Genomic DNA, 12,500 nt, shown 5'->3' on the forward strand with positions numbered 1-12,500 from the left:
AAATCTAGTGGTGGCATCAGCCGGCTCTTACCTCTCGTAATGCGACAAAATGACTGAGCAGCTCATGTGTTTCGACCAGCGGCAACCCCATCACCGCGTGATAACTTCCGGTTATCGTTCTGACGAAACAACCACCCTTACCTTGAATTCCGTAAGCGCCCGCTTTATCCATCGGTTCGCCTGTGGCGATATAGTCGCAGATATCCTGTGGTGACAGATTGCGGAACGTCACGTCGGTGACCACCAGTTGGCATAAAACGCCCTGTTTATCGGCAATCGCCACGGCGGTCATCACCTGATGCTGTTTCCCGGACAAGGCTGCCAGCATCTGCGCCGCATGCTCTTCATCCCGCGGTTTTTCCAACACCTGGCCGTTCAACACCACGATAGTATCTGCACCCAGCACGGGCCAATCCTGTTGCGCCAGAGTTACACCTGCCCTGGCCTTATCCTGCGCCAGACGGCGAACGTAATTTTCCGCCGCTTCCCCTTCCTGCCGCTGCTCTTCAGTATGCGTCAGAATCACTTCAAACGGTACGCCGAGCAGAGTCAGCAGTTCATGGCGACGGGGAGAACCGGAAGCAAGATAGAGCGAAAACATCGTTATAACCTCATTGTACGGCAAACTGACGGCGGATCTTGCGCATCAGCAGGAATAACCACGGCCAAAGCACGCCGTTGACCACACTACTCCAGAACACCTCGGGGCGGAAAGAGACGTTGATCACTAAAAACTCCGCCCAGAACACCACCACGTCCATGGCCAATGATAGCAGCACGACGATCAGCGCTTGCTGCCACAGGGCCATATTGCGGAATAATTGGAATTTGAACGCGACGAGATAGGCGATGATGCCCATGGCCAGCGCACGCACGCCGAGCGTGGAACCCAGGATCAGATCCATGATCAACCCCAGGATAAAGCCGGTGCCGACGTTAACCCGATGGGGTAACGCCATCACCCAGTAAGTGAGGATCAGCAGCAGCCAGGATGGCCGGAACATGTAGATTTGGTCCGGCCACGGCATGATTTGCAGCACTAATGCTACCAGGAATGACAGCCAGATAATCCAGCGCCCGTTGCTGCGATAGCGATTCATCGGGTTGCCCCCACCGGTGGCGGCTGAACGGTACCGGTAGCGGGAGCCGGCAGCGGAGCCGGTGGGCCCATGGCATCAGCCGGTGGCAATACCTGCGGCATCATCTGCATCAGGCGTTCATTGGCAACGCGGTGAACTTCCTCCGGCGGCAGCGGCATGGTGCCGTTGCGATCGGCACCCCATAGTAACAACAGATAGCGCAAGCGTTGCAGACCAGCGGTTGGTCGCGCCTGGATCACGGTATAGGCGCGTTGGTTATCCACTTTTACCGAGGACACCACAGCGACCGGATACCCTTCCGGGAAGCGCCCGCCCAAACCGGAGGTGACCAGCACATCCCCGACGCGGATATCGGTATTGCCCGGCAGATGTTCCAGCTGCAGGTCATCCGTACAGCCACTGCCTGCGGCAATCACCCGGATATCATTGCGCAATACCTGGATCGGCAACGCATGGGAAGCATCACAGATCAACAGGACGCGGCTGGTCATTTTAGCCACCGCCACCACCTGCCCGACCACGCCTTTATCACTGATAACCGGCTGGCCTTCATAAACCCCGTTGTCCGACCCTTTATCAATCACGACCTGATCGCTATAGGGGTCTGAACCGGTAGAGATCACCTGAGTGACCATTTTGTGTTCGTCCTGGCGCAACGGCGAGCCTAACAGCTCACGCAAACGGGCATTTTCCTGTTTGAATTGGCCAAGAAGAAGATTATCGCTGTTTTTGAGTAACAGTTCCTGCCGCAGAGCACGGTTTTCCAGCTCTAGCTGTTGGCGGGTAGCCAGCGTTTCCGATACGCTGTCCAAAACTTTACGCGGCCCGTTAGCCAAGAAGTAAAAAGGGCTGACGGCGGTGTCCATGTAGTTTCGTATTTTAACGAACGTACCGAGCCGGCTGTCGGCAACGATCAACGCAATCGCCACGATCACTGCCAGGAAAAGTCGTAGTTGCAGGGAAGGCCCCCTGCTAAAAATCGGCTTCATAAATTATGCACGTTCCTCGACAACAGAAAGGGGAACGCACCAGATGCCAGGTTAATGCCGTCATCCGCTACGATCCCTCCATTCTGGGGCTGCTCACTATTCTTCGCTGAACAAATCGCCGCCATGCATGTCGATCATTTCCAACGCCTTGCCACCACCGCGTGCCACACAGGTGAGAGGATCTTCAGCCACCACTACCGGGATACCGGTCTCTTCCATCAGCAGGCGATCCAGGTTACGCAGCAATGCGCCACCACCGGTCAGCACCATACCGCGTTCGGAGATATCGGAAGCCAGTTCCGGCGGGCACTGTTCCAGCGCAACCATGACCGCGCTGACGATACCGGTCAGAGGTTCCTGCAAAGCTTCGAGAATTTCATTGGAGTTCATGGTAAAGCCACGCGGCACACCTTCTGCCAGGTTACGGCCACGCACTTCAATTTCACGCACTTCGTCATCCGGATAGGCCGAGCCGATACCGTGCTTGATACGTTCTGCGGTAGCTTCACCGATCAGTGAACCGTAGTTACGGCGCACATAATTAATGATGGCTTCGTCAAAGCGGTCACCGCCGATACGCACGGAAGAGGAGTACACCACGCCGTTAAGCGAGATCACCGCCACTTCAGTAGTACCACCACCGATATCAACCACCATGGAGCCAGTGGCTTCCGATACTGGCAGACCCGCACCGATCGCCGCAGCCATAGGCTCTTCAATCAGGAAGACTTCACGCGCGCCTGCACCCTGAGCGGACTCACGGATTGCACGGCGTTCAACCTGGGTGGCACCTACAGGTACGCAAACCAGTACGCGCGGGCTAGGGCGCATAAAGCTGTTGCTGTGAACCTGCTTGATGAAATGCTGCAGCATTTTTTCGGTGACAAAGAAGTCGGCGATCACGCCGTCTTTCATTGGGCGAATAGCCGCGATATTGCCAGGCGTACGCCCCAGCATTTGCTTGGCATCATGACCTACGGCCGCAACGCTCTTGGGTGAGCCGGCACGATCCTGACGAATGGCAACCACCGACGGTTCATTCAGTACAATGCCTTGTCCTTTAACATAAATCAGGGTATTGGCGGTACCCAAGTCGATGGACAAGTCATTAGAAAACATGCCACGAAATTTCTTAAACATAACGAAAGGATAATCCTGCAAGCTGGGGGCGGAAAATAAAATCCGCCTACTTTACCAACCACACGAAGCAGCGACAAGGCGCAAAAACGTCCTACTTCGGTGAAAATTAGTCTGCGTTATTTGTGACCGAATGCACGGAAAGCGAATGGGGCCTGATATCCCTCAACAAAGGCTCAGCTAGCCACCAAATCAACGTACCAAACGGCAGTAACACAGCTCATAAAATCTAACATTTTTCCTGATTGTCACCGGTGGTAAGCACCTACTGACGCCCACAGGAAAAGACGGGCCATTCTACGTTAATTTTTGCCCGGTCATCAGGTTAAACACGATATCGACGCGAATATTTTTTGCGAGCTATATCGATCGGCTCTGGCGAAGCGAAAAAGTCCCCCTGCCCACCAAGGATCCCGCGCTCTTTCAGCGTCTGCCATTCGTTGCGTGTACGCACGCTGGCGGCAAAAACCTTCGCTTGAGTACCTTCGCAGGCACCGGTCAAGCTCTGAACGAACAGCTGATTCTCATCCCGCCGGTCAATACTCCTTACCAACCCAGGGTGAAGCTTGACGATCTCCACCGGTAACGACTTGATATAAGAGGTACTCACCACCGTCAACCCGGCCTGAGAAACTGCCAGACGACAGCCCAATCCGGTCAGCAATCGCAGCACCGGACGCAAACGGTCGATATGTTGACACACATCTGCCTCTGCAAGTTCAATCAGAATTCGCCTGCGGTGACTTTTTTCACACTGTAACAGGGTATCGCGCAGCCAACGTTGGAAACTGCGCTGCAATAATGAATCAACGCATAGTGGAAACGCCAGCGTCTCTTCCGGCCACAGCGCCAATAAAGGAATAATCCGATTCATCTGCTGGCGGTCATAGCTTTCCGCCAAGCCAAGCTGATTGACCAGCGGCATGTACTCGGCAGGCAACAGTTCCTGTGCGCCATCATAAATCCGGCTCATGATTTCGCGGTGATGCACATCGCCTTCCACCGTCACCGCCGGTTTTTGATATAAACGAGGGCCACCGCGCGCCAGCACCTGTTCCAGCAGAGTGCGCCATTTAACGCTGCCGCGCCCTTTCTCCGGCACATTGCTGTCATAGACGTACCAGCCGTTTTCGCCTTGCAGTACGGCATGACGGGTTGCCTGTTCGGCGTAATCGATGATCTCTTCCGGGGTCTGCCCGCTGCGATAGGCCACAATACCAATATGCAAGAACGCCTCACGGTCAATCAACGCCGTTGAGGGCAAGGAGTCGATCGCGTTGACCAGTTGCGCCGCGATGCCGTCCGCTTCCTTCAGCGTGCGGTGTGGCAGCAGAACGGTAAAATCACTGTGGAAATAACGGGCCAGCAAGGCGGCAGGGTAACGCATGACAAAGGTGGACAGCAGGTTGACCAACGAATACATCAGCTCCTGCACCGCGGCATTGCCGTGAATTTCACGCAGGGTATCGAAATCTGGCAGGCGCACCATCATGACGATGCCGTGTGACCCGACATCTTCCAACTGAGTGGTGAGCTGGTTATCAAAGAACAACCGGTTATTGAGGCCGGTTTTCGCATCCTGAGCGGCAAAAGCACGGATCAGGGTATCTACCCGGCTGCGCTCCTCACGCGCTTCGGCCAGATCGGCCAGCAGCCGATCCAACGCACCGCTGACGCTGGCGGGCCATTCGCGAACGTCTCCCTTCAGCACCTGTTCACGTTCGCCGTTGAGAATGCGCCGCGCCCGGCGTTCCAGGCGATCTTCACCTACCGCCTGTTCACGCAGCCAGCGTAAACTGAACAGCAGTATCACCACCATGATGACGATCGACAGCGTGACCGCCGCCGTGGACTGCAATGAACGCACGTCGCTGGCGAACGGATCGAGGTAGGTGACACTTACCCGGGTGCCGGGGTGATGCATCATGGTCAACGAGGTTTGGCGGTAGCCAGCCAGCGATGCCCAGGGGGCTTTGATGGTCGGTAGGCTGTAGGAGAAAAGGTTGCTGGTTTCGGTATCGACATTAATCGCCACGATGCCTAGCGGCCGCATCACCAGGGGCAGCCAGTTATCCTGAGCCTGCAGCGGTTGCAGCAGCATTGCCTGATCGATGGAGGTGGCCAGGGCTTCAAAACGGCGCTCTAGGCGCTCCTGAGTCACGTAAAAGAAACTGTATGAACACCCCATCAGCATCAAAAACATAGCCAATGCGACGAGCAGGGTGATTAGTGCAGAGAGTTTGGTTGTAAATCTCATCCCTGTGCCTTCTGCGCGATGATAAAATGAAGAGCCACCTTTTGAAGTTCCAAGGCCCCGTTCCTGCTCGATTGAAAACAACGCAATACCCTGATATTAAAAATCATGAAGCGACTTCAATTTCTTTGCCAAGCATCAGGTTAGCTCATACAAAGCTATCAAGCCTGACCGACGAAGAAAACCATTAAACACTCTTTTTTTGTCCTTTATCAGGACAGGCTTTTTTATTATGCATATAGTCAGACAATACTGAACCATACATTCATATAATATATGAAAAAGCGGGGAGCGATGCATGCGCGTATTATTATTGGAACAAGATGGCGAAAAAACCCTGGCACAAGTCAAGAATATTGATAGTGAGCAGTTGCCAGAAGGGGATGTGACTGTCGACGTCAACTGGTCCAGCCTCAACTATAAGGATGCCCTGGCGATCACCGGCACGGGGAAAATCATTCGTCACTTCCCAATGGTGCCTGGTATCGATTTTGCAGGCCTGGTACACAGCAGCAAAGATCCGCGTTTTAAACCAGGCCAGAGCGTAGTACTCACCGGCTGGGGCGTTGGCGAAAATCACTGGGGCGGGTTGGGCGAACAGGCCCGCGTTAGCGGCGAATGGCTGGTACCACTGCCAAAAGGGCTGTGTGAACGCAAAGCGATGATCCTCGGCACCGCCGGCTTTACCGCCATGCTGTGCGTGATGGCACTGGAAGAAGGCGGAGTGAAACCGGAGGACGGCGACGTGCTGGTCACCGGAGCCAGCGGCGGCGTGGGGAGCACGGCGGTCGCCCTACTGTCCGCACTGGGCTATAGCGTCACCGCCATCAGCGGGCGCGACAGCAATACCGACTATCTGAAATCCCTCGGTGCCAAAACCGTGCTGCCCCGTAGCGAATATATTGAAACACCGCGCCCGCTGGAGAAACAGCTGTGGGCCGGCGCCATCGACACCGTCGGCGACAAATTGCTGGCTCGCGTGCTGGCGCAGATGAATTATAACGGCACCGTTGCCGCCTGCGGCCTGGCGGGAGGCTACCAGTTGCCGACTACCGTGATGCCGTTTATCTTGCGTAACGTGCGTCTGCAAGGCGTTGATTCGGTGCTGACGCCGCTGCATCGTCGCCAAACCGCCTGGGAACGTCTGGCCGGTATTCTGCCAGAAAGTTTCTATGATCAAGCCACCCAGGAAATTCAGCTGGAAGACGTGCCTGCCGCGGCTACCGCGCTGATGAACAATCAAATCACTGGCCGCACCCTGGTAAAAATCCGTTCATAATCTGTGGGGCGCCGCATCCGGCGCCCGCTTTTTCCCCACAAGAAATTACCTCTCGTTTACCTCTCTTTACATCCCCCCTCTCGCAGAAAGTTGGCTTTCACGCCATGCTTACACCATCACTTGCGGAGATAAAAAATGAAACAACAGCGAAAACTGACCGAAGCCGATGTCACGCCGGAAAGCGTGTTCTATCAGCGGCGCAAGGTGCTCCAGGCGCTAGGGATCACGGCAGCCTCACTGGCTTTGCCCATCCAGGCACAGGCCGACTTGCTTTCCTGGTTCAAAGGTAACGATCGGCCCCCGGCTCCAGCAGGCAAACCGCTAGACTTCAGCAAGCCCGAAGCCTGGCAAGCCAAGCTGGAGCTGACACCGGAAGAAAAAGTCATGGGGTACAATAATTTCTACGAATTTGGCCTGGATAAGGCCGATCCCGCGGCCAACGCAGGCTCCCTGAAAACGACGGACTGGAAGGTGAAAATCGACGGCGAAGTCGGCAAGCCTATAACGCTGGACATCGACGATTTACTCAAGCGTTTCCCGCTGGAGCAACGCATTTATCGCATGCGCTGCGTCGAAGCCTGGTCGATGGTGGTGCCGTGGATCGGCTTTGAGCTGGGCAAACTGCTTAAGCTGGCGGAACCCAACAGCAATGCGCGTTACGTGGCTTTTCAAACGCTGTACGATCCAGAGCAGATGCCAGGCCAGAAAGATCGCTTTATTGGTGGTGGCCTCAAGTATCCCTATGTCGAAGGTTTGCGCCTTGATGAAGCCATGCATCCACTGGCTCTGTTGACCGTGGGCGTGTATGGCAAGATGCTGCCACCGCAAAACGGTGCTCCGGTGCGCCTGATCACCCCATGGAAGTACGGCTTCAAAGGCATCAAGTCTATCGTACAGATCACCCTGACCCGCGAACAACCGCCAACCACCTGGAATCTGTCTGCGCCCAACGAATATGGTTTTTACGCCAACGTGAATCCCCATGTCGATCATCCTCGCTGGTCGCAGGCCACCGAACGCTTTATCGGTTCCGGCGGCATTCTGGATGTGAAACGCCAGCCGACGCTGCTGTTTAACGGTTATGCCGATCAGGTGGCTTCGCTCTATCGCGGCCTCGATTTACGGGAGAACTTCTGAGTGCGCTTAACCCCCAAGCAGATCACCTGGCTAAAAGTTGCCATCTACCTGGCGGCATTCCTGCCCTTTCTGTGGCTGGTGTTGTCCGTCGATCAGGGCTGGTTGAGCGCCGATCCGGCCAAGGATATCCAGCATTTTACCGGCAGGATGACGTTGAAATTGCTGCTGGCCACCCTGCTCGTCACTCCATTGGCACGCTACGCACGCCAGCCGTTGCTGATCCGTTGCCGACGCCTGCTGGGTTTGTGGTGTTTTGCCTGGGGAACCTTGCATCTGGTAAGCTACTCGACGCTGGAACTGGGGCTGAGCAACATTGGCTTGCTGGGGCGCGAACTGGTAACCCGCCCCTATCTGACGCTAGGTATCCTCTGCTGGTTGATTTTGCTGGCTCTGGCGGCCACCTCAACGCTATGGGCGCAGCGTAAATTGGGGGCCAACTGGCAGAAGTTGCACAACTTCGTCTATCTGGTGGCGATCCTGGCACCGATCCACTACCTTTGGTCGGTAAAAACGTTGTCACCGCAGCCTTTTATTTATGCGTCGCTGGCGCTGCTGCTGTTAGCTCTGCGTTACAAGAAATTCCGCTCGTGGTGGCGTAAACCGCGCTAAAACCGGCAAGATTGACGGTAAAAATCCCAGGTCGGGGAGCGGAACTTTTCTGTGTTCTACCCCTCATAATCCAATAGCGGCACTTGGTGTTTGCTGATTTAGGGTTGAATATCTTCGCTGATAAGACCAGTATTTAGCTGCGAATTGCCACGATATCGTTATAATGCCCGACCTTGTCCCTGTCGCAGCTGTAAAATCTGCGCGTAACAGGTGACAAATCGGTGACATCGGGTTATTTTCTACGATGATGGTTTTATTGCCGGAGATACCAGCACAATGGCGGATAAGTTTCACATTTTGCTTCTGAACGGCCCCAATCTCAATCTGCTGGGGGCGCGTGAGCCGGAAAAGTACGGCAGCGCTACGCTGGCAGAGATTGTTAACGGATTGGAAAACCAGGCGCTCGTGCTAGATATCACCCTGAGTCATCTGCAGTCCAACGCCGAGCATGCGCTCATCGAACGCATTCATCAGGCACGCGGCAATACGGATTTTATCCTGATTAACGCTGCCGCATTCACGCACACCAGCGTGGCGTTGCGCGATGCACTGTTGGCAGTACAGATCCCGTTTATCGAGATCCACCTGTCCAACGTGTACGCTCGTGAGCCTTTCCGTCATCACTCCTACCTGTCTGATATCGCGGTAGGCGTGATCTGTGGCCTCGGCGCGGATGGCTACACATTTGCTTTACAGGCAGCGGTTCGCCGTTTGTCAAAAACCCACTAATTGCTACACAAAAAGAGTACGGAATCACACTCATGGATATTCGTAAAATCAAGAAACTGATCGAACTGGTTGAAGAATCAGGCATTTCTGAACTGGAAATCTCTGAAGGCGAAGAGTCGGTTCGCATCAGCCGTGCCGCACCGGTGCAGGCTTACCCAATGATGCAACAGTACGCAATGCCAGCCCAGCAGCAGCAACCTGCTCTGGCCAACGCCGTTGCCCCTGCTGCAGCAGAAACCCCAGCAGCACCAGCGGCCATGAGTGGCCATACCGTTCGTTCACCAATGGTAGGGACCTTCTACCGCACCCCAAGCCCGGACGCGAAAGCCTTCGTGGAAGTGGGCCAGAAAGTGAATGCTGGTGATACTCTGTGCATCGTTGAAGCCATGAAAATGATGAACCAGATTGAAGCTGACAAATCCGGTGTGGTTAAAGCGATCCTGGTAGAAAACGGCCAACCGGTTGAATTTGACGAGCCACTGGTCGTCATCGAATAACGAGGCGCACCATGCTAGATAAAATTGTTATCGCCAACCGTGGCGAGATCGCGCTACGTATCCTGCGCGCTTGTAAAGAACTGGGCATCAAAACCGTTGCCGTTCACTCAAGTGCCGACCGCGATCTGAAACACGTTCTGCTGGCGGATGAGACCGTTTGTATCGGCCCTGCACCGTCAGTTAAAAGCTATCTGAACATCCCGGCCATCATCTCCGCCGCCGAAATTACCGGCGCCGTGGCGATCCACCCGGGTTATGGCTTCTTGTCCGAGAACGCCGACTTTGCCGAGCAGGTAGAGCGCTCTGGCTTTATCTTCATCGGCCCACGCGCCGAAACCATTCGCCTGATGGGTGACAAGGTTTCTGCCATCAGCGCGATGAAAAAAGCCGGCGTACCTTGCGTACCAGGCTCCGACGGCCCGCTGACCGATGACATGGACAAAAACCGTGCCTTCGCCAAGCGCATCGGTTATCCGGTGATCATCAAGGCTTCCGGTGGCGGCGGCGGTCGCGGCATGCGCGTAGTGCGCGGCGACAAAGATCTCGAGCAATCCATCTCCATGACCAAAGCGGAAGCCAAAGCGGCTTTCAACAACGACATGGTGTATATGGAGAAGTACCTGGAAAACCCACGCCACATCGAAATTCAGGTGTTGGCAGACGGTCAGGGCAACGCCATCTATCTGGCTGAACGTGACTGCTCCATGCAGCGCCGCCACCAGAAAGTGGTCGAAGAGGCACCAGCACCGGGGATCACCCCAGAGCTGCGCCGCTACATCGGCGAGCGCTGCTCAAAAGCCTGTGTGGAAATCGGCTATCGCGGTGCGGGTACCTTTGAGTTCCTGTATGAGAACGGCGAGTTCTATTTCATTGAAATGAACACCCGTATCCAGGTGGAACACCCGGTTACCGAAATGATCACCGGCGTGGATCTGATCAAAGAGCAGCTGCGTATCGCTGCCGGTCAACCGCTGTCGATCAAACAGGACGAAGTGAAGGTACAAGGTCATGCGGTGGAATGCCGTATCAACGCCGAAGACCCGAACACCTTCCTGCCAAGCCCAGGCAAGATCACCCGCTTCCACGCTCCTGGTGGTTTCGGCGTGCGTTGGGAATCTCATATCTACGCTGGCTATACCGTGCCGCCGTACTATGACTCCATGATTGGCAAGCTGATCACCTACGGTGAAAACCGTGACGTGGCAATTGCCCGCATGAAGAACGCCCTGGCTGAGCTGATCATCGATGGCATCAAAACCAACGTTGAACTGCAGCAGAAGATCATGACCGACGAAAACTTCCAGCATGGTGGCACCAACATCCACTATCTGGAGAAGAAGCTGGGTCTGCAGGAAACCTGATTATCGGTTAACGATATTGGGCTAATAAAAAACACCGCATGAGAACTTCTGCGGTGTTTTTTTATTGGGGCTGGGTCTCTGCCTCAAAGCACGTTTAGCGCCTCTTCCTGCCGCTCATTACACCCATACGCATACGCACGCAATACTTCCTGGATCTTGTCGATCATCAGGCTATGTGGGTCACCAGCACACTCGCCAGCCATCAGGCGTGGAAATTGCAGCGGAAAATACTGGCTCAGCATACCCAACGGAATGGTTACCCCGCTCAGGTTTGCCACCAGCTTGTCGATGGCCGCGCTGATGCGCGCTTCAGGCCAGTAATAGCGGATCCGATCGGACAGGCTGTAGTGCAGATCGATCATCGCCTTCGAATGACGCGGATCGTAATACTTCTTCCAATACTTGGGCTCATCCTGCATCACGCTGTCGATCACCGCCAGCACGTGGCTCTGCTGTTCTGCGGCGATCAGTTCCTTCTCGATCAGCGCCAGGCTGAAGATCGCCTCACGCAGGGCAAAGGTCAGCGCCGGGCCGACTTTCAGGATCGCAAAGTGATCGCGCACCAACTGGCGGAACGCTTTCGGGGTTTGATAATCCGTAGAATGGGCCTCAAACACCAACGGCGTTGACTCAATCATGGCGGAAAGCTGGCGCGCCTGTTCCGGCTGGTAGTGGATCACCGTGGAATGGTCGAACTCGACTCCCGGCTGTACCACCAGCCCCACCACCCTTCCCATGGCCTGCTCCAAGCCTAAGCGAGCAAATGCCAGCCGATGCGTCTCGATGGTCTCGGCGGCATCCTGTGGCCGCGTGACGTGTACCTGAGCGATAGCGTGGCTTTCCCCACCTGGAACCGGCACTTCCGTACCTATCACGTAGCTCAGCGCGTGCCGCTGCTCAGGAGTGGCCGCAGCTTCCGCCACCGCACATAACCGTACCGCACGCTCGGCCACCACCGTTGGCGGCAAAGGAACCGGATCGTCCGCGCAGGACATGGAAGCATCCAGATGAATTTTACTGAACCCGGCCTGAACGTAATCGGCAATCAGGCGTTCGGCTTTCTCCATCGCCAGCCCAGCCGGTTCATCCTGCCAACAGTTCGGCCCAAGATGGTCACCCCCCAATATCAACCGTGACTGCGGGAAGCCAACCTTGGCGGCAATGGCATACACAAACTCGCGGAAATCCGCCGGTTTCATTCCGGTGTAACCGCCGAATTGGTTCACCTGGTTGGAGGTGGCCTCAATCAATACCTTACGCTGGCTAGCCAGGTCAAAACGCAACGTGGCCTCGATCACCAACGGATGTGCCGAGCAAACCGAACAGATGCCAATATGCTTGCCGCTTTTATGCTGCTTAATAATAGATTTCATACTTTTGGCCTCATTTACCCGTCGCCTTTCAAGTC

Annotated in this window: 12 protein-coding genes; 6 read left to right on the plus strand and 6 right to left on the minus strand. The window is 55.3% G+C overall.

Annotated features, from left to right (window positions below):
* Positions 1–16: 16 nt before the first annotated feature.
* The 5 genes from ACMV5H_RS10390 to csrD form a co-directional block, all read right to left on the minus strand.
* Positions 17–601, minus strand: a complete 585-nt coding sequence (locus ACMV5H_RS10390; protein WP_021180762.1) for a Maf family protein — start codon at positions 599–601, stop codon at positions 17–19.
* A gap of 10 nt (positions 602–611) precedes the next feature.
* Entirely contained in the window at positions 612–1,100 is a 489-nt protein-coding gene (gene mreD / locus ACMV5H_RS10395; RefSeq protein WP_021180763.1) for a rod shape-determining protein MreD, read from the minus strand.
* Positions 1,097–2,089, minus strand: coding sequence for a rod shape-determining protein MreC (mreC, locus tag ACMV5H_RS10400; protein WP_021180764.1), 993 nt, complete (start codon positions 2,087–2,089; stop codon positions 1,097–1,099). The genes mreD and mreC overlap by 4 nt, the downstream gene beginning before the upstream one ends.
* Positions 2,090–2,185: 96 nt before the next feature.
* Positions 2,186–3,229 carry a rod shape-determining protein MreB gene (gene mreB / locus ACMV5H_RS10405; protein ID WP_021180765.1) on the minus strand — a complete coding sequence of 348 codons (1,044 nt, stop codon included), beginning with the start codon at positions 3,227–3,229 and terminating at the stop codon, positions 2,186–2,188.
* Positions 3,230–3,551: 322 nt separating this feature from the next.
* Positions 3,552–5,483, minus strand: a complete 1,932-nt coding sequence (csrD, locus tag ACMV5H_RS10410; protein WP_021807014.1) for an RNase E specificity factor CsrD — start codon at positions 5,481–5,483, stop codon at positions 3,552–3,554.
* 295 nt (positions 5,484–5,778) lie between these two features.
* Between csrD and ACMV5H_RS10415 the strand changes: the two genes are divergently transcribed.
* The 6 genes from ACMV5H_RS10415 to accC all read left to right on the plus strand — a co-directional run bounded on the left by ACMV5H_RS10415 (position 5,779) and on the right by accC (position 11,092).
* Positions 5,779–6,759 (plus strand): MDR family oxidoreductase, encoded by a 981-nt coding sequence (locus ACMV5H_RS10415; RefSeq protein WP_059199000.1) that lies wholly within the window; start codon positions 5,779–5,781, stop codon positions 6,757–6,759.
* A gap of 135 nt (positions 6,760–6,894) precedes the next feature.
* Entirely contained in the window at positions 6,895–7,896 is a 1,002-nt protein-coding gene (gene msrP, locus ACMV5H_RS10420; protein ID WP_021180768.1) for a protein-methionine-sulfoxide reductase catalytic subunit MsrP, read from the plus strand.
* On the plus strand, positions 7,897–8,505 hold the full coding sequence (msrQ, locus tag ACMV5H_RS10425) for a protein-methionine-sulfoxide reductase heme-binding subunit MsrQ (protein WP_059199001.1): 609 nt from the start codon (positions 7,897–7,899) through the stop codon (positions 8,503–8,505). It abuts the gene before it with no gap.
* A gap of 276 nt (positions 8,506–8,781) precedes the next feature.
* Complete coding sequence (aroQ, locus tag ACMV5H_RS10430; RefSeq protein WP_179249238.1) at positions 8,782–9,234, plus strand: type II 3-dehydroquinate dehydratase; 453 nt, start codon at positions 8,782–8,784, stop codon at positions 9,232–9,234.
* Between the two features lie 32 nt (positions 9,235–9,266).
* Positions 9,267–9,731, plus strand: a complete 465-nt coding sequence (accB, locus tag ACMV5H_RS10435; RefSeq protein ID WP_059199002.1) for an acetyl-CoA carboxylase biotin carboxyl carrier protein — start codon at positions 9,267–9,269, stop codon at positions 9,729–9,731.
* Positions 9,732–9,742: 11 nt separating this feature from the next.
* Positions 9,743–11,092, plus strand: a complete 1,350-nt coding sequence (gene accC / locus ACMV5H_RS10440; protein ID WP_021180772.1) for an acetyl-CoA carboxylase biotin carboxylase subunit — start codon at positions 9,743–9,745, stop codon at positions 11,090–11,092.
* Positions 11,093–11,175: 83 nt separating this feature from the next.
* On the opposite strand, the gene gatZ is transcribed toward accC, so the two are convergent.
* Positions 11,176–12,465, minus strand: a complete 1,290-nt coding sequence (gene gatZ / locus ACMV5H_RS10445; RefSeq protein WP_414821794.1) for a tagatose-bisphosphate aldolase subunit GatZ — start codon at positions 12,463–12,465, stop codon at positions 11,176–11,178.
* Positions 12,466–12,500 lie beyond the last annotated feature (35 nt).

This window comes from Serratia sp. N21D137 (assembly GCF_047530005.1).
In the GTDB taxonomy this organism is placed as follows: Bacteria; Pseudomonadota; Gammaproteobacteria; order Enterobacterales; family Enterobacteriaceae; genus Chania; species Chania fonticola_B.